The sequence below is a fragment of the Streptomyces sp. ADI95-17 genome (genome assembly GCF_003846175.1).
GTDB classification, from domain to species: domain Bacteria; phylum Actinomycetota; class Actinomycetes; order Streptomycetales; family Streptomycetaceae; genus Streptomyces; species Streptomyces sanglieri.
In genome coordinates this window covers 142,740-164,290 of record NZ_ML123055.1, presented here as the reverse complement: position 1 = coordinate 164,290, position 21,551 = coordinate 142,740, and the positions used below count along the sequence as shown (strand labels likewise).

The following is a 21,551-nucleotide window of genomic DNA, read 5'->3' as shown; positions in this document are numbered from 1 at the left end:
GGCCGCCAAGGACTGCGGCCAGGGCGCAGGCGCCGCTCGGTTCGGCTACCACCTTCAGGTGCCGGAAGGCGAACGCCATGGCGCCTGTGATGTCCTGGTCGGTCACGGTCACGACGGCGTCGAGGAGCCTGGAGTTGACGGCCCAGGTCAGCGGCGAGGGGCTGGTGTGTCCCAGGCCGTCGGCGATAGTGGCGGGGACCTCGGGCAGGGCGATGCGGTGGCCGCAACGCATCGACAGCAGGGTGTCGGCGCCTTCCCGCGGTTCCACGCCGATGACCTTGATGCCGGGGTGGAGGTGCTTGGCGATCGTGGCGGTCCCGGCGGCGAGGCCGCCGCCGCCGACGGGGACGACGAGGCTCTCGATCTCGGGGTGGTCGGTGAGAAGTTCCAGGGCAACGGTCCCGGCCCCGGCCATGATGTGCCGGGAGTTCGCCGAGGGGACGACGGCCAGGCCGTCACGGGCGGCGATCTCGGCCACGAGGGCGTCGCGGTTCTCGGAATCCCGGCGGTAGGTGACGACCCTGCCACCCAGCGCGCGGATGCCTTCGACCTTCGGGGTCGGGGCGTCGGCGGGGATGACGACGGTGGCCGGCACTTCGAGGAGCCTGCCGGTCAGGGCCAGGGCCTGGGCGTGGTTGCCGGAGGATGCGCCGATCAGCCCGCAGGCGCGTTCCGCCGTGGGGAGGGAGGAGGCGTGGTGGTAGGCACCGCGGAACTTGAAGGAGCCAGTGCGCTGGAGGCTCTCGGCCTTGCACACGACCGGCCAGCCCGCCGCCTGGTCAAGGGAGAGCGCGGACAGGGCCGGGGTGCGGGCAGCGACCGGCTTGAGGTTGGCGGCGGCGTCCTCGATATCGCGGGCATTCAGCTCGGTCACGGCCGGTACCCCCCACTGGTGGTGGCGGTGGCGAGGATCATGCGGATGAGCTGGTCGTAGTCGATGCCCGCCGCGGCCGCCATGGTGGCGAGGTTCCCGGTCTGGGAGAGGGGGACACTCCTGCGGTGCGCGATCTCCTGGAGCGCGCCGCGTCGTAGCGGCGTGACCAACAGAGCAGTCAGTATCGGTGAGATTGATCTTGGAATCTGACGCCGCCCCGGCACCGGACCTCGGATCCCAGGGCCGTGAACCAGAGAGACCTGACCGTACGAGGTGATCTCAGACCGCCTCACGGCGTCAGCGTAGGACGGCTACGCGGTCCGAGATCACGACCTGGCTGAGTAGGACCGGGGCGCTCAGTACCAGGTACTCAGAAATCCTCAAACATCTTCCAGTTCCGTGGTCACGTTTTCGGAGTTGGCACTCCTTGGGGGATCAGATGGGCGGTACGAGGCCGCCCGGATCCTGGTGGGAGGGTCTGTGGAGTCCGCACGGGGTACGGAGTCGCCGCGGGATGCGGCGGTGGTGTTGCTGGTGGACTGGTGCGGTTGGCTGGCTGCGGTTGTCTTCGCTGTGGGCTGTGTACATGGCTGGTGGTGGGGCGGTGACCTGCAGAATCTTCCGTTCGTAGGAGATCGGGCGGCATGGGCGGCGGAGCATCGCGGCTGGCCATGGATCGCGCTTGTCGTGATGGGGCTCGGTGGTCTGACGGTCCGGCGTCTGTGGCGCGTGGTGGCCGGCTGGGCGTTCACCACCGTGGGCGCGGGGCGGGTGGGGCGCCGTGCGCCTCGGTTTCGCCCGTCGCGGGGCAGCTGCTGATGGGCGACGTCGTCTCCTCCGTGTTCTCGTCCGTCGTTTCCGGTGATGTGCCGTGGGAGCGGCTGCTGTGCGAGGTGGCCTGGTGGCTGGGGTGGGTTGCCGGGATCGGCGCCTTTGTGATGGGCGCAGGTTTCGGCTGGTGGCGTGTGCGGGCGCGTCGGCTGCTCGAGGAGCGGGCGGTCGTCGAGCTGGTGCCGTCGCAGGGGTTTGCTCCGTCGGCGCAGGATATGGCGCCGCACGCGGCGCGTCTGGCCCGGGCTTCGCAGACCACGCAGTGGACGCCGCGGCGCGCGCAGGGGGTGAGGCTGCGGCACGGCAGCGACGGGCAGGGTCAGCTGTCGTTGCGTCTGGAGGGGCCTGCGACGTCGGCCGCGCTGATGCGGTTGCCGTCCCTGCCGGATGTCCAGGTCCGTAGTCACCAAGGCCGTCGCGCCCACGACTCGGAGCGCATCACGTTCGAGGGTGCTGATCCCCTGCCCCGGCCTGCGGCAACCGCTGAGCGCCAGCTGACGAAGGGCAGTGGGCAGGGGGCTCCCGCCGGGCCCGGCGCCTTGTATGTGGCGCGGGCGGAGCTGGTTCTGGCGCGGCCCGACCATCTCCGTCTGACTCCGGCCGCGCTGGACCCGGACCCGCTGCAGGTGCTGGCGGATGCGTGTGCGCAGCTCGATGCCGGGCGTGGGGAGCGGGCCGAGCTGGTCGTCGATGTGGTGCCGGTGGCGAGTCGGCGGGTGGCCGCGTGGCGGCGGCGCCTGATGCACCGGGCCGGGCAGCGCGGACCTTCCGCGTACGGGGAGCAGATCGGCTCGGGCCGGCGGGGCGGGTCGTGGATGTCGGTGCTGGCCGAGGGGCTCAACGGCGGCAAGCCACTGTCCTCGGCCGGGGGAAGGGGCGCTGCCAAGCCGCTGCCGAGGCAGAAGGACCTGGCCGACGGGGTGGGCAAGTTCCTGCCGGGCAAGGATGCGCAGGTCTTCGCGGTGCAGGTCCTGGTGCGGGTGACCGGGGCGCATCCGGCGCGGGCGCAGGCACGCCTCCACCAGGTGATGGCGGTCATGGACGGCTGGTCGGGGGAGAACTGGTGGCGTCCGGTGGGGCCGCGGCGTACGGGGTGGCGTCCGTACAGCAGCGTGTGGTGGCGCCGCCGCAGCTTCGACCGCCGATACACCACAGGAGAGTTCGCCCCGGCGCGCCGGCAGTGGCTCACGGCGGAGGAGCTCGCTGCGCTGCTGCGGCCGGCGAACGTGCACTGCACCGCCCAGAACGTGGTGCGCACCGGCGGCACTCTCGCCCCGGCGCCGCGGGGGCTGCCGACCTGGGCCGGGCAGCCCGGTGTGGTGCCGCTGGGCCGGGTGACCGAGGCCGACGGACGTACGCGGCTGGCTTGTCTTCCGCAGGCCGATGTTCTGTTCGGTGCGTCGCTGGGCAAGTCCGGTTTCGGTAAGAGCGAGCTGGCGTTGCTGCAGGCCATCACGCTCGCCTATGGCGGGTTCGGGGCGTGGTTCCTCGACCCGCACGGCGCGGCGGTCAAGCGGGCGTTGCCGTATCTGACGCATCCGGCGGTCATCGACCGGGTGCAGGTGATCGACCTGAGCGCGAAGAAGCCGGGCGCGATGGTCGCCGCGTGGAATCCGCTGTCGATGGAGGGCCGTGCCGAGGAGGAAGTCCAGGACGTCATCGGTGCCGTGGTCGCCGGGCTGGCTGCCGCACAGGGGTGGGGTGATGGTGCGCCGCGTGCGCGGGCGATCCTCTCGCACGCGGTGGAGATCCTCGCCCACCTCTCCTACCGCATGTGCCAGCGCGGACGCCCGGACCTGCAGCCCACCGTGTTCACCATCCCGCGCCTGCTGTCGGACGAGGAGTGGCGCGAGAGCGTGCTCGCCCAGATGCCGCTGCGGCTGCAGCAGTTCTGGCGGACCACGTTCCCCAAGTACGAGGGCAGTGCGGTGCCGGTGGTCACGCAGACCATCGAACAGCTGGCCACCTCCACCTCGCTGCGTGCGTTCCTCGGTCAGCCGCGTTCCACCTATGACGTGCGCCGGGTGATGGACGAGCGGCAGATCGTGCTGCTGCGCTGCTCCGGTACCGGCAGCGGCGACCAGATCATCACGTCGCTGCTGCTGTTCGACCTGTTCCGTGCCGGGCACTCCCGTGAGGGCATCGATCCCGGGCTGCTGGCCACGCTGTTCGCGTTCGCCGACGAGCTCAGGGCGATCGATGGCGCCGCCCGCGGGTACATCGCCGCGATCCTGGAGCAGCTGCGCAAGTACGAGGTCCGGCTGATGGCGATGACGCAGATGGCGATGCGTCTGTCGGAGGAGACGCGGCTCGCTCTGATGCAGAACCAGTCGCTGTTGTCGGCGGCGGCCGCCGACGCCGACGAGGCATCGTTCCTGGCCAAGCGGCTGCCGGGTGCTGCGGCGATGACGCTGATGCAGCAGCCGAAGTGGCACTACGCGGTGCGAGCCACCCTGAACGGCCGCCCCACCCCCACCTTCCAGGTCGCCGGTGTCCCCATCCACGAGGTCCTCGCGAACTACCACCACCCCGAACGACTCCCCCAGTTGGAGAAGGCCATGGACAAGACGCTGCGCCGGCGCCCGCTGCGCACGGTCCTGACCGAGCTGGACGGCAGTGACGACGGGCGTATGCCCGGCCTCGACGACCGGATCCTTACTGAGCTCGGCCGCCGCCCCGCGCCGCCCGCGCACAAGCCCCCGGCCGAAACTGCGGCCGGGAATCCCGATGACGACTGCTGGCCCGAGGCCGGCTCCAGTAGTGAGGTTGCCTGATGTCCCTGGACACCCCCATCGCACAACCGGACCCGATGCGTCCCGTTCCCGGGCTGTCTCGTCTGGCGCAGGACCTGCTGCCCGCCCTGTACCAGCACCGCCTGGTCGCCACCAGCCAGTTGCACCGGCTGTTCACCCCGCACGCCCGACGCCCGGTCTACCTGCGCCAGCAACTCGCAACGCTGCGCGCGGATGGCCTGGTCGACACCACCACCCGCCGTACCTCACGGCTCGGGCGCGCGGAGCTGCTGTGGTACATCACCGCGCGCGGCGCCGACGCCGTCGCCCAGGACCCGACGATCCCACGGCGCGGCTACCGCATCAGCCCGCAGACCGCGGCCTCCCAGCTGCAGGAGCACACCCTCACGGTGGTCGACACCGGCGTCGCCTTCGTCGACTGGGCACGCCGCCTGGGCGACGAGTGCTCGCCGCTGGACTGGGAGCCCGAAGTCGCCCACCGTATCCGCGACGGCGAATCCCGCGGCGCCGACGACGCGTTCATGATCCCGGACGCGGTACTGCGCTACACCCACGCCACGGCGGAGGGGCGGCGGCGCATGCTCAGCTTCTTCATCGAGGTCGACCGCGCCACCATGCAGACCACCCGGCTCGCCGCCAAACTCGCCGCCTACGCCCGCTACCAGCACTACGTGCCCAACGGCGGCCGCCGTTCCCGTTCCGTCCGCGAGGCGTGGCGCGACCGCTACCCCGCTTTCCCCCGCCTGCTCATCGTCCTGACCGGGGCCTCCGAGAGAGTCCTGACCAACCGCATCCAGGACCTGCGCGCCCTCGCGGCCGCCGACCCACACGTCAGCCAGCTCACCGCCGGCGTCACCACGCTGCAGCTCCTGCAGGAGCTGGGCCCCTTCGCACCGGTCATGACCCCGCTGTCCGGTGACACCACACCGACCGACGTCTTCCTCGCCCCGACCGGAGGCACCCGTGATTGACGCACTGCGCAACCTGTTCCGGACCCGACGCTCCGCCGCAGCACCGTCCCAGCCCTCCGGTCACGCGTGTGCGGAGATCGTGGACAACGTGTCGCTGCCGACGCCGCTGCTCACGGAGCTGATCGCGCTCCACGCCCATACCCGCCACCTCGGCTGGCTCAGCGAACGCGAGCACTGCCCCGAGCAGTACCAGCTTCTGGCCCGCGCGCTCCTGCAGGACGTCCTCGACGGGTGGCGCGCGCAGACCCACGGCTACGGCTGCCTCGACGATCTGATCGAGCCACGTACGCACACGTACCGTCAGGCCCCGGACACCCGCTGTGGATCACTGGTGACACAATCCCAACCCCAAATGACCACTCGGGAGTTCATGTGAAGACAAAGCGCCAGTGGGCCGGCCTGGTCACCGCGGTAGCCCTGCTGTCCGGGTGCTCCGGGCACCAGGACAGTGCCAAGGACCAGAGCCAGGCAACAGCCAAGAAGCCGTCCACCGGCCACTCGAGGCCGTCCTCCGCGCCGGCCCTGCCGGTGGGCATGCTGCGCCTGGGGTCGTCCTTCCCGTTCAGGGAGGAAGGACGGAGCGACTCCTGGAAGGTCAGCGTCGGTGCCCTCTCCCCGGTCAGGCCGAGCGCGAAGGCGTCCTCGATTCCCGACGGCTGGCAGGCCCTGACCACCAAGGTCACCTTCACCAATACCGACAGCGGCATCGCCGAGCTCCACGGCTCATTCGACGCCACCGCCCGCTACAGCTCTGAGGGCCGCACGGCAGCCGTGTTCACCGATACCGGCGTCGAGGGCCTGGAGTTCCCCGACGTGGAGGCCCATCCGATCCGTGTGCGCCCCGGCGGCACGTACAGCACCACCGTCGGCTACGCCGTCCCGGCCGACGCTGCGGGACAGCCCCTGACCATCACCTTCGAGGGTGACGACCCCATCTACATCGAGGGCGCGGTCCCGGGCGCCCCGGCCCGTCCTGTCGACGTCTCACAGATCCAGCCAGCCGACACGGCCAAGGAGCTGAAGTTCGGCGACTGGGCGGAGGACTCGCCGTGGCTCCGCATTGGCCAGCCTCGCACGGTCGGCACCACTACTCAGGGGAGGCGTTACGCGGTCGACCTGAGCTTCTTCAACGACTTCGACGACACGGTTCTCGGTCATCGCCCGAAGGCCAGCCTCAGGGTCTTCGCCGGAGCGGAACTCACCGAGGGCGATTTCGAGGAGAACCTGTCCAATCTGCCGTCGCTCGCCTGGATCGCGCCCCAGCGGATGGCGACCGTGACCGTCCACTTCACCATTCCGGGAAAACAGGTTGAAGGACCGGTCAGTATCGAAGTGGTCGACCCGTACGGCGAGGACGTCACCTACACGGGTGACGTGAAGAACTGACCGCACCGCGGGAACACCCAATCCCGAAAGAGGCGATGTGTCCCGTTGGGCGGGATTAGCGTGGTCACAGCTTTATGAACTGCCATTACCGGGTGTGCTGTTGGCGTGAATATGCGTACCGTGTGCATGTGCACGGCAACCACGCCTGTCTCATGCTGCACGACCGCACCACCACCCAGCGCGAGACACCACAGGTCACCGGCACAGCGAACGATGAGAACGGGGAGGCGTGATGACGCCAACAGCAAAGACCAGGGACAACCTGCTTCGTGGCCGAACTCTACTTATCGGCACGGCACTTGTGGGCTGTTCCGTATTCGTCATGACAGCCTGCAGTTCGGGCGGTGATGAGAATCCCAAGGCCTCCAGCACCCCTTCCAGTGCGAAATCCTCCGTCGCACCTTCAAATATCGCTGACCCTGATGCTGCGGCGAAGCGCAAAGTGCTCGGCTCCTATGACCGTATGTGGACCGAGCAGATGAAGGCCTACCACAAGGCAGATGAAAAGGGCACAGACCTCCAGAAGTACGCCACTCTCGACGCTCTCGGACAGGTCCGTAACGACCTCGCTCGGATGCGAGAGGCCGGCACTGTAGTCCGTGGCGACGTCGAGCACTCAAAGACCGAGGTGAAGTCCATCGACCTGAGCGCCAAGACGCCCAAGGCCTCGGTGAAGGACTGCATGGACATCTCCGGATGGCAGACCTACAACACCAGGGACAAGCGAGTACAGCCCATGCCGCCGGGCCAGAAGACGCGGTACTGGGCCACGGCCACGGCAGAGCGTTGGGACGGGCAGTGGCTGATCACGTCGCTGACGCCGCACGGTGATGACGCATGCTGAGGCGGGCAGCACTGGCCGCACTCGCTCTCTGTGCCTCCCTGCCGTCCGTCGCGTTCGCCGATGACGGCCCCGGCGGCCACACCGTAGGCAACTCCAAGAACTGCGCCGGTACCGCGTTCACGATCACGACCTGCGCGCAGGACCGGCACACCGCGCCTGGAAGTTCCGGAGCGAAGCCGAGCGCGCGCAAGGCCTCTTCGGGCGGCTCCTCCGACGCCCCCAAGTGCAGCTACACCAAGATGGTGCCGCAGCCACCCCCCGAGAACCTCGCTATGCAGGACGGCAAGGAGCAGGGCGGGAAGGGCGCCGTCTACCAGGTGAACTGTCCGGCGACCGACCGGATCGGAACGGTCTGGATCCCCGAGGGGAAGAACCCCGCCGAGCCGGCTGTCGACCCCGAGGTCGTGGCCCGCCAGGCCGTGGACTCGATGAAGCTCGACGTCCCGGACATCGACATCAACCCCAAGCCAGGCGGCCGGGGGCTCGTGGGAATGCCGGTATGGATGGCGGTGGATCGCTCGGCGACGACGTACGGGCCGATCTCCGCGAGTGCGACGGCCGGCAACGTGACCGTGACGGCGACGGCGAAGGTCGCCAAGATCGTGTGGTCGATGGGCGATGGCGCCGTGGTGACGTGCACCAGTCCCGGATCGGTTTACAAGAAGTCGTACGGCATGAAGGCCTCCCCGGACTGCGGCCACGTCTACAAGCAGGCCTCTGACTCGGTGCCGGGCGGCAAGTTCCGGGTGACGGCGACGGCGACGTGGGCGGTGAACTGGCAGGTGGCCGGGGGAAGCGGCGAGACCGGTCAGCTGACCGAGGTCCGCAGCTCGCAGGTGGCACTGACCATCGTCGAGTCTCAGGCCGTCAACCAGTGAGTTCTGCACGATCGAAGGGCCCAACGCAGATGGAATCGTCAACGCCTGCCTCGTACATGCCACCGATGCCGGCGGAGCGGCAGCCGGTTCTGGAGCCCAGCCGGGGCGCCAGGAAGCCGCACTCGCGGCGCAAGTGGTCGGTGGGTGTCTCACTGGCGCTGGTGACGCTGCTGGGCGCCATGACCGGAGCGGTGGTGGTGGCCCGTGCCGGGGACCGTGTGAACGTGCTCGCCGTCGCCAAGGACGTGCAGGCCGGGCAGACCATCACCGACCAGGACGTGAAGTCCGTGTCGTTCGCGGAGGATCCGGGCCTGTCTCCGATCCCCTCGTCGCGGCGCGCCTCGGTGGTGGGGCAGCGTGCGGCGGTGGACCTACGACAGGGCTCGCTACTGACTCAGTCCCAGCTGCGCCGCGGCGGGGGACTGGGTGACGACAAGCAACTGGTCGGCGTCGAGGTGAAGAAGGGTTTCGCCCCGGGCAACGGCAGCCTGGCCAAGGGGGATGAGGTCCTGGCGGTGATCCTCGACTCGCCGCAGGGCGACGACGGGGGCAGCGCAAGTGGCTCTGGCGGCAAGATGCCCCAGTCGGGCGACCCGGAGCAGATCGAGGCGACCGTGGACAGCGTCGGCCGTGTCGACGCGACCGGTACCTTCCTGGTCAACCTCATCGTCGATCCCGCCGAGGGACCGCGGCTGTCGGCGATGGCCGCGGCCAAGCGTCTGACGCTGGTGCGCCAGCCGCTGTCGGGCGGAGGCCGCTGATGCCGCTGATTGCGCTGGTGTCGGCGAAGTCCGACGGGGTGACAACGACGGCGGCGGCAATGGCGCTGGGCAGCCGGCGGCCGGTACTGCTGGCCGAACTCGATCTTGCGGGCGGTAGCTTGCGTCATGGGCTGCTGCGTGATGTCCCGCGCGGCGCGGCCCGCGAGCGGCTGGGCCGCAATATCGGGCTGCACCGCCTGCCGCAGGCAAACCTGGCGCGCGCTGGTGAGGACGCCGATTTCAGCCCGCAGGTCGCCCAGCAGTTCTGGCCGGTCGATGACACGAACTACCGGGTCGCTCTGCCCGGCCTTCTGGATCCGCGTCAGGCAGCGTCGCTGACGTCGACCTGGCCTGCGCTGCTGCAGGTGCTGCGGCGGGCGGACCTGGAGAAGCGGTGGGACGTGATCGTCGATGCGGGCCGCGTCGTCCTGGACGGCGGCCGCCTGCATCCGGTCCTGTCTCCTGCCCTGGTACTGCGGGAGGCCGACATCGTCCTCCTGGTGACGCGCACGACGGATGCGTCGCTCGCTCTGGCTGACCCCGTGGCACAGGCGCTGAACAACGACCTGATGCACAACGGTGCCGGCACGCGGTCGCTCGGACTGCTGCTGCTGGGCACGGACTTCCGCCGCGATGAGGTTCAGCGCAGCCTGGAGACCCCCGTGCTGGGGCAGCTGCCCTGGGACGAGGCGTCCGCTGCGTGGATCGAACACGGCGGACGAATGCCCCGCGCCCTGGGCAGGGGCTCGCGGCTGTTCAGGGCAGCCGGTGAGGTGCTTGATCCGCTGCGCCAGCACGCTGATCGGCGTCGTCTGCACCTGCAGATGCGAGCGGCGCCGCCCGAGCCGCCGGCACCCCCGGCCCCAGCCGCTCCGGCACCCCCTGCGCCCCCGGCGCCGCCCTCCGCGCCTGCCGCGCGGATGGTCCAGCAGTTCGCACAGCGGGAGAAGCACCATGGCTGAGCGCCGAGGCAAGAACGGCGGGCCGGTCAACGGCGCCGCGCCGAGCACGACGTTGCTGGGCAGTCTGCTTGCCGACCCCTCACGCACCGCGCCGCAAGGCCTGGCAGGCCAGGTCTTCTCGCAGGCCGCGCCCGCAGTGCCGCAGCATCCCGCAGCCTCCGCAGCAACTGCGGGCCCCTCGGATGTGAGCACGGCAGCGTCCCTGCCCGGTGCTCTTCCTGTGCCACAGGAGAAGATCAGCGAGCTGCGGCAGAAGGTGGCCGACGACGTCGACAACATCAAGAAGGAGCGTCGGGCCAAGGGCGAGACGCTGGACACGGCCGCGTTGGAGCAGGTGGTCCGTACCCAGATCCGGGTGCGGGTGGCGGAGTGGGCCCAGGAGTGGTCGTACGAGAACACGCCGCTGACCAGCGAGCAGATCACCGTGCTGCGCGGCGAACTGTTCAACCTTTTCTTCCTGGCCGGCGCCCTGCAGCAGGTGCTGGAGCGGCCCGGTGTCGAGGACGTCCTCATTGACGGCCGCTGGATGTATGTCGATGCCCGCGGCCAGCAACGGCAGCGCCTGCGCTCCCCGTTCACCTCCGACGAGCAGGCCCTGGAGTGGGTCAACCAGATGGCCGCCATGTCCGGGCACGGCGAGCGGCTGCTGTCGTACGCGACGGGCAAGGTCGATTTCGATCTGCCGGACGGTTCCCGTGTCGCGGCGACGATGTTGACCGAGCCGCACCTGGTGATCTCGATCAGGCGCCATCTGCTGGAGAAGGCCACGCTGGACGAACTGGTCAAGTGGGGTTCCATCGACACGCTGCTGCTCGCATTTCTGCGGGCTGCAGTGCGGGCGGGACTGTCGATCATCATTGCCGGTGACATGGCCTCGGGGAAGACCACGCTGATGCGCGCGCTGGGCCGCGAGGTTCCGGCCAAGGAGCGGCTGGCCACCTTGGAGGGCGAGCCGGAGCTTCGCCTGAACTACGACGAGTACGGGCAGCACGCGCACACGATTGCCTTCCGCTCGCGCGAGGGCAACGGCGAGAAAGGGGCAGCGGGCCGGGTCACACTCGGCGAGCTGGTGGAGACCTCGCTGCGCTACCGCGCCACTCGCGTGATGGTCGGTGAGGTCCGCGGCACCGAGGCCGTAGCGATGCTCAAGGCGATGATGGCGGGCGGCGCCGGGTCGATGTGCACCCTGCACGCCAAAGACCCGGAGTCGGTGGTCGACCGGCTCATGGTGCCGCTCACCGAGGGCGGGCTGAGCGACAGTTCCGCCTACCGGCTCATCGCGGCGGCCGTCGACCTGATCGTGTACGTGGACCGTGTCGACGAGACGGACATCGGCGGCGGTGAGCACCGGTTCGTCACGCACGTGTGGGAGACCGCCGGGCTCAGCGAGCGGGCCGGCGTCGCGCTCACCCATCTGTTCGCACCGAACGAGGAGCTGGGCGAGGTGCGGGCGGTGCCGACGACGTCGGCGATGGACGGGCGGCGGGCCAAGAAGCTGGCACGGCACGGCTTCCTGGTGCCCTGGCGCAGACAGCGGCCGCACGGCACCTGGGAGCCCCTGAAGCTGGTCGATGGGGACGGGATGGGGATGGTGTCGTGAGCAGTTCTTATCTGTCCGTGCTCGGCATGATCGCGGGCCTGGTGGTCGTGCTGGGGCTGGCCGGTCTGGTGGCCTGGTGGCGCGGCTGGTCTCCTTCCTCTTCGCGTCGGCGGGGCAAGCCGGCGCTCGCCGACCGGGCCCGGCAGGCGGTGGCCGAACTCCCCGCCTTGTGGCGGGACAACTACCGGCTCCTGCTCGTCGCGGCCGCGGTCGTGGGCGTGCTGATGTGGATGATCACCGGCTGGCCGGTGCAGGCGCTGCTCGCCGCCACCGCCGTGGCCGGGCTGCCGTTCGTGCTCTACCCCGGGGGTTCCGAACGCCTGGAGGTGGCACGGCTGGAGGCGCTGGCGGAGTGGCTGGGGCAGCTGGCCAGCGTCCGCAGCGGCGGCAAGTCGCTGGAGACGGCGATCGTTTCCCTGGACAACGTGCCCGCCCTGCTGCGCCGCCCGGTCAGTGTCCTGTCCGAGCGCCTCGCGGCCGGTGTGCCGGCCCGGCATGCCTACCGGCTGTTCGCCGACGATCTCGACTCGCGGATCGGGGACGACATCGCGCAGCTGTTCATGGACCACGTGATCTCGCGCGGCGCGGGCCTGTCCGACGCGCTGGGAGCGCAGGCCGCGCTGGTGCGCCGGCAGGCCGCCGAGGTGGAGGACCTCGACGCCCGCCGCGCCGACGCACGCGCCGAGACACGGAAAGTGTCGCTGTTCGTGCTCGCGGTCGTCGCCTTCGTCCTGGCCAACGGTGCCTACTGGGCGCCGCTGGCGAACGCGCTGGGGCAGCTGCTGCTGCTGGCGATGGGCGCGCTGTTCTTCCTGCTGCTGTGGTGGATGCGGAAGGTCGCGGCGATGAAGCCCGAGCCCCGCACCCTGCTCGGGCCCAAGGAACGAGACGCCCAGGAGGTGCGGTCATGACGCTGTCCATGCCGGGCCTGCTGATCGGCGCCCTGGTCGCGTTGTCCGGGGCACTGGCTGTACGCGCCTTCCTGCCCAAGCGGGTTCCGCTCGACGTTGTCCTGGGCCGCACCCCGGCCGCAGGCACACGTGCTGGGGACGGGAACACGGCGTGGACCGACCACCTGGGGCAGAAGCTGGTGTCGACCACCACGGTCGCCGACCGGCTGCCCGCCCAGGACCTGGCCGTCCTGGGAATCACGCCGGCGCACCTGCTGGGCCAGTGCGCGCTGTACGCGCTGATCGGGTTCGTCGGCGCGCAGTGGCTGGTGTTCCTGGTCACCCTCGGCGGCATGTCCCTGCCCTGGGTCATCCCGCTCGTGCTCGGACTCGGCTTCGCCGCGTTCCTCGCCCTGCAGCGGCTGAAGGACTACCGCGGCAAGGCCCAGGAGCGGCGCCTGGAGTACAGCTACTACACGGCCTCGCTGCTCGAACGGGTCGCTCTGGCCCGCAACAGTGATGCCGGTGCCCCCGAGGCGCTGGACCGTGCGCTGAAGTCCGGGGACGGGCCGGCCGCAGTGCGTATCAGGGACGCGGTCGAGCACGCGGCGCTGTCCGGAGTCAGCCCCTGGGACGCTCTCACCCGGCTCGGCGACGAACTGGGGGTACCGGCCCTCGCCCGGATCGGCGCCTCCCTGGGGCTGGCCGGTGAGGAACAGGCCGCCGTCTACGAGCAGTTGTCCGCCCAGGCCGTACGCACCCGCGAGAGCCTGTTCGCCGAGCGGAAGAAGAAGGCGGGCGAGGCCACCGAGAACATGCGGCTGCCCGCCCTGGCGATCGTCTTCCTGATGGCGCTCTTCCTCGTGGCCCCGCAGCTGATCCGTGTCATGAACTTCTGACCCCGCCCCGGCTGAGACCAAATCCTGTGTCCTGACCTTCCTGGAGGATCCGTGCAGTCCCTGCAAACCCGCCCCCGCCTGTCCCGCGTGGCTGACACGCTGCGCCGGCGCATCCGCCTGATCCGCTCGGCCCACGCCGATACCGGCGGTGCCATGGAATGGGCGCTGGTCCTGGTGGGCGGCGCCACCCTGGTCGGCCTGGTGTATGCCGCCGCCAACACCAAGATCACCGAAAAGGCCGCCCAGATCCTCGGCTTCTGACCATGACTCACCATCCTCTGCCCGGCATACGGTCCGGCCCCTGCGGTTTCTGGCGCAGCGATCGTGGAGCGCTTGCGCTGGAGTTGTCGATGATCGTGCCGCTCGCGTTCCTGTTGCTGTTCTCCCTCGTCCAGAGCGGTATCTGGTTCCACGGCCGTTCCGTGGCCCATCACACCGCGCAGCAGGCGTTGGACGCGCAGCGCGTCTACGGTGCGCCGGACGGCGCGGGCGTGGCGGCCGGGCGCGAGTTCCTTGCAGGCATGGGTGGTTCGCTGAACGACGCCCAGATCCATGTGAACGCGGGAGCGGACACGGTGAGCGTTCAGGTGGAGGGGAACGTGATCATGCTGGTGCTGGGGTGGCGGGTGCATGTCTCGCAGTCCGTGCAGGCCCCTGTCGAGAAGTTCCGCCCATGACGCGCGTCGGCAGGGTCTGCGGGCGCCGCGGAGTACTGGGTGACCGGGGCGGTTCGGCGCTGACCACCGTCATCATCGTGCCGGTGATCCTGATGCTGTTCGGGCTGATGATCGGGGTCGGACGGGTCGCCCTGGCCGAGGGCGACGCGGACGCGGCCGCACGCGATGCCGCCCGTGTGGCGTCACTGGCCGAGGATCCCGGCGGCGGGCAGGCCCAGGCCCAGGAGGCCGCCCGGACCAGCCTGGCGAACTCCGGTATCCGCTGTTCGCAGATCGAGGTGAGCATTGACGCCTCTGCTCTCACGGCCGGCGTGGGTGCGTTCGGGCAGGTGTCCGCGACCGTGTCCTGCACGGTGCCTCTGAGCGATCTCGCGATCCCCGGCATCGGTGGGTCCAAGACGCTGACCAGCACCCAGTCCGCTCCGGTGGACACCTGGTCCGTGCGCGCCCAGCACCATTCCCCCGGCCGTATGACTGGGTTGAACGGTACGGGCCGCGGAGGTGAGGGCTTGTGAGGGCACACGTCGCCGGCTGGTGGAGGCTGCGCCGCACTGCGCTGTGCGGTGACCGCGGAGGCCTGGAGCTGTTCTACGCCGGTGTCATCCTGACCGGGTTCCTCATCGTCGGCATGGTCATCGATCTGGGGCTGGCGCTCAACGCCCGCTCGGACGCCTTCTACGCCGCGCAGTCCGCAGCCCGCACCGGTGCCCAGCGCGTCGACCCCGGCCAGGCGATCACGGGTGAGGCCGTCGTCATCGACCCGGACGCCGCGACCGCGGCGGCCCAGGACTATCTCGCCGCCCGTAATGCCCAGGGCACGGTGACCACGTCCGGGGACGGGCAGAGCCTCAATGTCACCGCCGAGACCACGTTCCATCCCTACGTCCTGTCCTTGTTCGGCGTGAGCTCGTGGTCCTTCACCGGTCACGGCAGCGCCATCTTGCTGCACGCGCCTGGAGGCTGACCGCGATGCCCCCCACGAACCGCCGCGCGACATCGTGGCCCAGGGCCCTGGCCCGCGGTCTGTTCGCGCTCGTCTTCCTCGTCCTGCTCGCCGCGGGCATCCCCGTGCTGCTGCTGGACATCGGCACCCTGCCCCGCTCAGTGCCCGACGTCGGCTCCTGGCAGGACGTCCTGCAGTTCCACGACGACGACGGCACGGCGCTGATGACGGCCATGACGGCCGTCGCCTGGGTGCTGTGGCTGTGGCTGACCGTGCCCGTGGTCATCGAGACCATCGCGGTCCTCGCACGCCGCACCACCCCTCGCCTGCCGGGCATGGGCACCGGGCAGAAACTCGCGGGCTTCCTCCTGGGCAGCATCATCCTGGCCTCCCCCGCAACAGCCAGCGCCACAACCCCGGCCGCCGCCGCAACCGCCCAGGCACTGCCCGCCCAGACTGTTGGCGCAGATGCTGCCAGTACGACCGGCACGAAGGCCGGCGCCGCCGAGCAGACACGGCAGCCCGGGCGGATCACGGTCTCCCAGGACGCCACCTGGTGGGAGCTGTCCGAACAGCTCCTGGGCGACGGTGCCCACTTCGAGCAGCTCCAGCGCCTTAACCCGGACCTCGCACCCTCCGACGGCGTCATCACGACCGGCACGACACTGCGCGTCCCAGCCCACGCTGCCAGGCCCGCCGCACAGACATCGGCGAACAATCCGCAGCCCCACACGGCCACTGCCCCACAGGCCAAGCACGGGGCCGGCACGTCGCAGTACCGGGTCAAGTCCGGGGACAACCTGTGGGACATCGCGCACAAAGAGCTCGGTAACCCCACCCGCTATCCGGAAATCGTCCAGGCGAACCCGGACGTGATCGATGACCCGGACCTGATCTATCCCGGCGAGCGGCTGTCCATCCCGGACCAAACCGCCGCTCCCGAGCCGGCGCCGCCGCGCGAGCACGCCTCGGGCAGCCAGGAGGAGGACCACCGGGACCAGGAGGACGGAGCCGCGCCCTCTGAATCACCCCGGGCCAGCGATGGTGAGGCCGGCACCCCGGAGCAGGAAGCCAGCCCCGCCCCGTCCGCGAGTACGGACGGCTCCGCACGGGAGGAACGCTCCAGCTCCCCGGCCCACAAGAAGCCGAGCAAGACCCCAGACACCGGAGCTCCCTCCCGGACAGCCCCGGCCGAGGAGCCCGCCGGGGCCAGCGCCCAGAAGCCTTCCGCACCCGACGCCTCGGCACCCTCCGCCGGGTCCGCGCCGCCGGCTGACGAACAGCACAGCAGCGCCCAGAGCGCCGCTCAGGACCAGGAGGCAGGGCCGTCCGTCACGGTGCTCGCCCTGGGCGCGGGCGGATTCGCCGCCGCCGGAGTGCTCCTGATGCTGCGCCGCAAGCGGACACTGCAGCAGCGCCGCCGACGCCCGGGGCGCCGGATCGCGATGCCGAGCGGACGCGCCGCCGCGACCGAGCGCACCCTGCGCTGCGTGGACGCCATCGAGGAGGTCGGCTTCCTGGACGCAGCCCTGCGCACCCTCGCCCACCACTGCGCCGAGGCGGAGCGGCCGCTGCCCGCTCTGGGCGCCGTCCAGCTGGGCACCGAGGGCATCCTGCTCCACCTCACCAACGACGTCGGCGAAACCGGCGACGGCGACTTCCCCGCTCCCCTTCCGCCGTTCACCGCCACCGAGGACAGCCCGCAGGTGTGGTGGTGCCCCGTCGACACCAGCGACCTGCTGGCCGCCGAACTGCGCGGGCAGATGGAAGCCCCCTACCCGGCGCTGATCGCGCTCGGCGACGACACCCACGAGGCGCTGCTCCTGGTCGACCTGGAGCGGTTCGGGGCCGTGCACCTCACCGGGGAAACCAGACTGCCCGTGCTGCGCGCACTCGGTACGTCGCTCGCGGTGTCCCCGCTCAGCTCGGACCTGGAGATCGCGGTCGCAGGCGAGGACAGCGCCCCGGGCCTCTCCCTCATCGACCCGCGCGTCACGCCGTACACGACGCTCGCCGACGCGGCCGACGTCGTCCGCACCCATCACAGCCGGCAGCACTCCACACTGTCCGACAGCGACAGCGCCGACCTGGGCGCAGCGCGGGCCGCGGACACCGTGGACGAACTGTGGCCGATGATCGTCCTCGCCGACCTCGACAGCTGCCCCGACCCGGAATCCGCCGAACAGCTCGCCCAGGTCCTGCAGCAGGAACCACGCACCGCCACCGCCATCATCACCAGCGGACACGCGCCCGCCGACGATGCCGAGGCGGTGTGGGTGCTGGACACCGACGACGAGGCCCACCTCGTGCCCGGCACCAGCCTGCAGTGCCGGCTGGTGGCGTTCTCCGACGAGGAATACGCCGACGTCGTCGAGAGCGCGCTGACGTCCAGCTCGGAGACCGACGTGGCCCCCGACCCGACCCCACCGCCGCCGACTGCGCCAGCGGAGAACTCCCCTGTCGGCCCTGCAACTTCGGCCGCCGCCGGGCCGCAGCCCGGAGCGAGAAAATCAGGCAGTCTGCTGGCCAGCCTCGCCGAGCTCGACCACGACTCCCCCGCCTCCGGCCCGACACCTTCGGACCAAGACGCGTCCGTCCCAGCAGAGGAGGGCCACGGTGACGGCACGGCCACAAAAGCCGAGCCGCCTTCCTCGCTCCCCGCTGCCGCCGAAACGGCTCGCCCGTCTGCCCCGCAGACGGATGCCGCCCCCCCGAGCCGGATCGTGCTGCCCGCCACGACCCCCGTCACCCGGGTCAACGCCCGCCTGCCCGCACCCGTCAGTCCGCCTGCCCCGGACCGCCCGGAACCGGCGCCGGCCGACACGGACAACAACTCCGCGCCCGGCCCGTCAGACAAGAACACGGCCGATGCGCCCACAGTCCGAGTGCTGGGACCTGTTGATGTCACTGGCGCCCGCGGGCACATCGAATCCAACCGCCGCACCGTCGCCATGGAACTGACCTGCTGGCTCGCCCTGCGCACCGACGGCGCGACCCGCCACGAACTCGACGAGGTCATCGCGCCCGGCGGAGGGCGCGTGGAGAACAACACCCGCAACGGGCGCATCCGCGAAGTGCGGCGCTGGCTCGGCGAAGACAAAACTGGTGAACCGTACTACCCGAAGCTCAACACCCAGGCCGACCGCAAGCACCGCCTGGCCGGCGTCGCCTGCGACTGGCACCAGTTCCAGGACCTGGTCGCACAGGCCGCCGGCCACGACGGGGACCAGGCCCGCGCGCTGCTGCGACGCGCGCTCGAACTCGTACGGGGCCGGCCCTTCACCGGCATTCCGCCACGCCGCTACGTCTGGGCCGAGAACCTCGCCCAGGACATGATCTCGACGGTGGTCGACGCGGCCGACGACCTCGCCGCCCGCTGCCTGACCGACGGCGACGCCCAGGGCGCGCTGTGGGCGGCAGGCCGCGGCCTGGAAACCGGCCGCGAACGCGAGGTCCTGTGGCGCCACCGCTTCGAGGCCCTGGCCCAACTCGGCGCGCACACCGAACTGGAAGCCGCGATCCAGCAGCTGAACCAGTACCTCCTCGAAGCCGACCTGCCCATGGAACCCGAGACCGAACAGACCATCCGCCGCCTGGACGCGGTACGCCACTGACCCGACTCAAAGCTCAGGGCCCGGCCGCCGTATGGCGGCCGGGCCCTGTGCGCTGTCAGGCGGCTGCCAGAACCCCGGCGAGCGCACCGGCCAGCAGGAACGGACCGAGCGGAATCAGCGAGCCTGCGCCGGCCGTTCGCCGTCCCAGCCGACGCAGTGCACCGAACAGGCTGGCCAGCACGAAGCCGAGGAAGGCGCCCAGGAAGAGAACGGTCCACCCGTACCAGCCGAGGACCGCGCCCGCAGTCAACGCGAGCAGCACATCACCGAAGCCCATCGCGGCCGGACTGATCAGGAACAGAGCGAACAGGGTGCCGCTGAACGCGAGGCTGCCTGCGGCGGCATGCGGCCACGAGCCCGCGTGGCCGGGCAGGAGCGCGGCCACGCCCAACGTCACCCAGGCCACGCCTGCCGCGGGCAGTGTCAGGAGATGTGGCAGCCGCTGCACCGCGAGGTCCACCAGCGTCAGCACCGCACCCGCCGGGACGAGCAGCAGCCACGCCGCCAGCTCAGGGCGCCAGCCGGTGGCTGCCGCCAGCGCCGCGCACACCACCGCCACCACCGCCGCGGTCACTCCCGCCGGAGGACCGAGCGGGACAGCGTCATGAGGGCAGCGCGGCAACCCGATCCAACCACCCGCGCTCTGCTTCAAGGGGTGGTTGCGGGGGCACCTCGTCTGCCACGGCTCTCCCGCCGGAACGGACAGCTGGTAGACCGCGCGCGGAACCAGCAGGCCGGTGCCCGCACCCCACACCGCTGCCCCAGCAATCAACGCCCCCGCCATCGCCATGGTGCCGCCCTCCCTGACCGGGAACACGTCGTCCCTCGCCGGCTCTCGTTCTACACGACCGCCCACACCGAACGGCCTGGCGCATCCCCTACCCGGCCGCCGCGAGCTTTCCGGATGACCAGCGGGCCGTCACACTGCGCCATCAGAAACACGGTTGCGTTCCACCCTTCGGCCGCCCGGGCCCACATCGGCCAGAGGCGCTCAGCGGTACCGCTGGGGAAGACCCGGCGACCGCTGCGCAGGCCGGAAGACCACCGGGCGACGTGGAAAATTCCACCCCGGCCACAGCCGCCGCAGACGAAGCCATTCCCGTTTTCCACCCGGCCGCTCCCGCATGGAACGACCGGACCCCGCTGTCAGCGAGCCACTCAACGGCACCACCCACCACCTCGAAAAGCGGCGACGAACAACGGGGAGAACGCAGGCGGGGTATATCCCAAACAGTGACCCACGCTGGAAAATCCCAGGTCAAAGCGTTCCACCCCTGAACCGATACCGGAAACTCACCATGGCACCCCCGGCCGCACGCCTGCTGCCCCAGCGCCGCAAAGCAGTGGCCCCGGATGCGCCCGCGAAGCCGGGACAGCAGAAAAGGGTGGGGGTGGAATCCGTGGATTCCACCCCCACCCCCGTGCAGCGCTCCGGGCAGCTCGCCCGCATTCCACAGCGGTGGAACGTCACACGCTGGCAGCCCGCTTGATCGGCCCGAGATACTTCCGCACCGTGCCCTCCTGGTAGCCGCAGCGCTCCGCCAGGACCGGAGCAAGAGCCTTCGCCGAAAGCTGCTGCTCCTCCGGTGACAACTGTCGGTAGTGGAATTCCACCCGCGCCGGGCCCGTCAGGTGAGAGCCGTCGTGCTGCTCGACCTCCTGCTCGGCCTTGCTCTCACGGATGTTCGGGGCCGGCTCCTTTGCGTCGGGCTCGTCCTCATCACGGGGCTCCGGGACTCGCACCTGGACGACGCTGCGGCCACTGCCCTCACCACCGGACGCGTGTACGGCATGCCGATCCGTCGGCAGCGTTTGATCCTGCTGGTCGGCGGCGAACCATGGTGGCGTGCCGGGCTGCTCCTCCGGGTCATCGTCGGTGCCGCTCGGGAGGAAGTCCTCGTCGGGGCTCTCGTCGCCCCCGTGGTTGGGGGCCGTCTCGGCGGTCTGGTCCGCTGCCGCCGGTGCCGGATCGGCCTCGGGGTAGTCGTCGCCGTTGTACTGAGCCTGGCGTTGCGGAGCAGGCTGAGTCCCGTCGTCGTCCTGTTCCTGCTCCTGGAACAGGGCAACGTATTCGCGCAGTTCGTCTCCGGTGACGGGCTGCCCAGTGGCTCCCAGGATGCCGTCGCGCTGGTACACGTACTCGGCAAGGGCCGCAGCATCGGGGCGCGAGCCCCGTTCCGTCGCGTACGTGAGCCAAGCGTTGTAGAAGTAGTCGGCCCATGTCCCCTCGTCGACTGCGTCCTGGGCAGCGTCGGAGCCCGGCCCGTCTGTCGGCACGGGCGCTCCGTGCTGCTTCAGCACTCGCAGCAGAGGCTCCAGCTGCTGGTCGGACAGCGGGTCTCCGGCTGCGGTGGCGATGCTGTACCGGTCCTGGAGCCAGATAGCGAACTGCTCGCTCGTCGGTTCGGAGGCATAGGTAGCGAGCCAGGCTCGGTAGGCGTCCGCGAGGCGCCCGTCGGCCCTGGCATCGTCCGGTGCCGGTTCGGACGGCCGTACAGCGGCTACCGAAGGCACCTGGAATGACGGATGCGGTTCTCCGGCACGCAGTTGCGTAAATTCCATCTTCTGCGCGCCAGGGCTCTCAAGGGCGGGACTCTGCCTCTGCTTCGGGACCTGGGCGGTCAGGGTTGAGTCCGGGGCCGGGGGGAGCAGGGCGGGTTCGATGCCT

20 protein-coding genes are annotated in these 21,551 nt (G+C 70.4%); 16 read left to right on the top strand and 4 right to left on the bottom strand.

Annotation, left to right across the window (positions count from 1 at the left end; all coding sequences use genetic code 11):
* Together EES42_RS42145 and EES42_RS45395 are read right to left on the bottom strand one after the other, a co-directional pair.
* On the bottom strand, positions 1-874 hold an 874-nt coding region (locus EES42_RS42145), incomplete at its 3' end, for a threonine ammonia-lyase (protein ID WP_164495552.1).
* Positions 871-1,044: a hypothetical protein gene (locus EES42_RS45395; protein ID WP_164495551.1), complete on the bottom strand. Its 174-nt coding sequence runs from the start codon at positions 1,042-1,044 to the stop codon at positions 871-873. The genes EES42_RS45395 and EES42_RS42145, both read right to left, overlap by 4 nt.
* 648 nt (positions 1,045-1,692) lie before the next feature.
* On the opposite strand from EES42_RS45395, the gene EES42_RS42140 reads away from it, so the two are divergent.
* From EES42_RS42140 to EES42_RS42070, 16 genes are all read left to right on the top strand, one after another.
* Positions 1,693-4,479, top strand: coding sequence for a type IV secretory system conjugative DNA transfer family protein (locus EES42_RS42140; protein ID WP_241196941.1), 2,787 nt, complete (start codon positions 1,693-1,695; stop codon positions 4,477-4,479).
* Positions 4,479-5,429 (top strand): replication-relaxation family protein, encoded by a 951-nt coding sequence (locus tag EES42_RS42135; protein ID WP_124723492.1) that lies wholly within the window; start codon positions 4,479-4,481, stop codon positions 5,427-5,429. The genes EES42_RS42140 and EES42_RS42135 overlap by 1 nt, the downstream gene beginning before the upstream one ends.
* A complete protein-coding gene (locus EES42_RS42130; protein ID WP_124723491.1) occupies positions 5,422-5,805 on the top strand; it encodes a hypothetical protein in 384 nt (127 codons plus the stop codon). Before EES42_RS42135 ends, EES42_RS42130 begins: the two co-directional genes overlap by 8 nt.
* On the top strand, positions 5,802-6,815 hold the full coding sequence (locus EES42_RS42125; protein ID WP_124723490.1) for a hypothetical protein: 1,014 nt from the start codon (positions 5,802-5,804) through the stop codon (positions 6,813-6,815). The genes EES42_RS42130 and EES42_RS42125 overlap by 4 nt, the downstream gene beginning before the upstream one ends.
* Positions 6,816-7,047: 232 nt before the next feature.
* Positions 7,048-7,659 (top strand): hypothetical protein, encoded by a 612-nt coding sequence (locus tag EES42_RS42120; RefSeq protein ID WP_124723489.1) that lies wholly within the window; start codon positions 7,048-7,050, stop codon positions 7,657-7,659.
* Positions 7,653-8,537 carry an ATP/GTP-binding protein gene (locus EES42_RS47030; RefSeq protein ID WP_241196940.1) on the top strand — a complete coding sequence of 295 codons (885 nt, stop codon included), beginning with the start codon at positions 7,653-7,655 and terminating at the stop codon, positions 8,535-8,537. Before EES42_RS42120 ends, EES42_RS47030 begins: the two co-directional genes overlap by 7 nt.
* Before the next feature lie 161 nt (positions 8,538-8,698).
* Entirely contained in the window at positions 8,699-9,298 is a 600-nt protein-coding gene (locus tag EES42_RS42110) for an SAF domain-containing protein (RefSeq protein WP_164495550.1), read from the top strand.
* On the top strand, positions 9,298-10,260 hold the full coding sequence (locus EES42_RS42105; RefSeq protein WP_124723487.1) for a hypothetical protein: 963 nt from the start codon (positions 9,298-9,300) through the stop codon (positions 10,258-10,260). The genes EES42_RS42110 and EES42_RS42105 overlap by 1 nt, the downstream gene beginning before the upstream one ends.
* Positions 10,253-11,860, top strand: coding sequence for a CpaF family protein (locus EES42_RS42100; RefSeq protein WP_124723486.1), 1,608 nt, complete (start codon positions 10,253-10,255; stop codon positions 11,858-11,860). The genes EES42_RS42105 and EES42_RS42100 overlap by 8 nt, the downstream gene beginning before the upstream one ends.
* Positions 11,857-12,771, top strand: a complete 915-nt coding sequence (locus EES42_RS42095; protein WP_124723485.1) for a type II secretion system F family protein — start codon at positions 11,857-11,859, stop codon at positions 12,769-12,771. Before EES42_RS42100 ends, EES42_RS42095 begins: the two co-directional genes overlap by 4 nt.
* Positions 12,768-13,649: a hypothetical protein gene (locus tag EES42_RS42090; protein WP_124723484.1), complete on the top strand. Its 882-nt coding sequence runs from the start codon at positions 12,768-12,770 to the stop codon at positions 13,647-13,649. Before EES42_RS42095 ends, EES42_RS42090 begins: the two co-directional genes overlap by 4 nt.
* 87 nt (positions 13,650-13,736) lie before the next feature.
* On the top strand, positions 13,737-13,910 hold the full coding sequence (locus EES42_RS45390; RefSeq protein ID WP_164495549.1) for a hypothetical protein: 174 nt from the start codon (positions 13,737-13,739) through the stop codon (positions 13,908-13,910).
* A gap of 2 nt (positions 13,911-13,912) precedes the next feature.
* Positions 13,913-14,326, top strand: coding sequence for a TadE/TadG family type IV pilus assembly protein (locus tag EES42_RS45385; protein ID WP_277426176.1), 414 nt, complete (start codon positions 13,913-13,915; stop codon positions 14,324-14,326).
* The gene (locus tag EES42_RS42080; protein ID WP_124723482.1) at positions 14,323-14,841 is read left to right on the top strand and encodes a TadE/TadG family type IV pilus assembly protein; all 519 of its coding nucleotides are present in this window, start codon (positions 14,323-14,325) and stop codon (positions 14,839-14,841) included. Before EES42_RS45385 ends, EES42_RS42080 begins: the two co-directional genes overlap by 4 nt.
* Positions 14,838-15,290, top strand: coding sequence for a pilus assembly protein TadG-related protein (locus EES42_RS42075; protein WP_124723481.1), 453 nt, complete (start codon positions 14,838-14,840; stop codon positions 15,288-15,290). The genes EES42_RS42080 and EES42_RS42075 overlap by 4 nt, the downstream gene beginning before the upstream one ends.
* Positions 15,291-15,295: 5 nt before the next feature.
* Positions 15,296-18,883 carry a LysM peptidoglycan-binding domain-containing protein gene (locus tag EES42_RS42070; protein ID WP_124723480.1) on the top strand — a complete coding sequence of 1,196 codons (3,588 nt, stop codon included), beginning with the start codon at positions 15,296-15,298 and terminating at the stop codon, positions 18,881-18,883.
* Positions 18,884-18,938: 55 nt separating this feature from the next.
* Here the strand turns inward: EES42_RS42070 and EES42_RS42065 are convergent, their stop codons facing one another.
* Both EES42_RS42065 and EES42_RS42060 read right to left on the bottom strand, forming a co-directional pair.
* The gene (locus EES42_RS42065) at positions 18,939-19,667 is read right to left on the bottom strand and encodes a prepilin peptidase (protein ID WP_124723548.1); all 729 of its coding nucleotides are present in this window, start codon (positions 19,665-19,667) and stop codon (positions 18,939-18,941) included.
* Positions 19,668-20,350: 683 nt separating this feature from the next.
* Positions 20,351-21,184, bottom strand: a complete 834-nt coding sequence (locus EES42_RS42060) for a hypothetical protein (RefSeq protein WP_206433897.1) — start codon at positions 21,182-21,184, stop codon at positions 20,351-20,353.
* Between the last annotated feature and the right edge of the window lie 367 nt (positions 21,185-21,551).

What these genes read in the sequence shown, in the direction of transcription:
- EES42_RS42140 (WP_241196941.1), top strand. Translation starts at nt 1,693, where the DNA reads ATGGGCGACGTCGTCTCCTCCGTGTTCTCGTCCGTCGTTTCCGGTGAT.
- EES42_RS42135 (WP_124723492.1), top strand. Translation starts at nt 4,479, where the DNA reads ATGTCCCTGGACACCCCCATCGCACAACCGGACCCGATGCGTCCCGTT.
- EES42_RS42120 (WP_124723489.1), top strand. Translation starts at nt 7,048, where the DNA reads ATGACGCCAACAGCAAAGACCAGGGACAACCTGCTTCGTGGCCGAACT.
- EES42_RS47030 (WP_241196940.1), top strand. Translation starts at nt 7,653, where the DNA reads ATGCTGAGGCGGGCAGCACTGGCCGCACTCGCTCTCTGTGCCTCCCTG.
- EES42_RS42105 (WP_124723487.1), top strand. Translation starts at nt 9,298, where the DNA reads ATGCCGCTGATTGCGCTGGTGTCGGCGAAGTCCGACGGGGTGACAACG.
- EES42_RS42100 (WP_124723486.1), top strand. Translation starts at nt 10,253, where the DNA reads ATGGCTGAGCGCCGAGGCAAGAACGGCGGGCCGGTCAACGGCGCCGCG.
- EES42_RS42090 (WP_124723484.1), top strand. Translation starts at nt 12,768, where the DNA reads ATGACGCTGTCCATGCCGGGCCTGCTGATCGGCGCCCTGGTCGCGTTG.
- EES42_RS45385 (WP_277426176.1), top strand. Translation starts at nt 13,913, where the DNA reads ATGACTCACCATCCTCTGCCCGGCATACGGTCCGGCCCCTGCGGTTTC.
- EES42_RS42080 (WP_124723482.1), top strand. Translation starts at nt 14,323, where the DNA reads ATGACGCGCGTCGGCAGGGTCTGCGGGCGCCGCGGAGTACTGGGTGAC.
- EES42_RS42070 (WP_124723480.1), top strand. Translation starts at nt 15,296, where the DNA reads ATGCCCCCCACGAACCGCCGCGCGACATCGTGGCCCAGGGCCCTGGCC.
- EES42_RS42065 (WP_124723548.1), bottom strand. Translation starts at nt 19,667, where the DNA reads ATGGCGGGGGCGTTGATTGCTGGGGCAGCGGTGTGGGGTGCGGGCACC.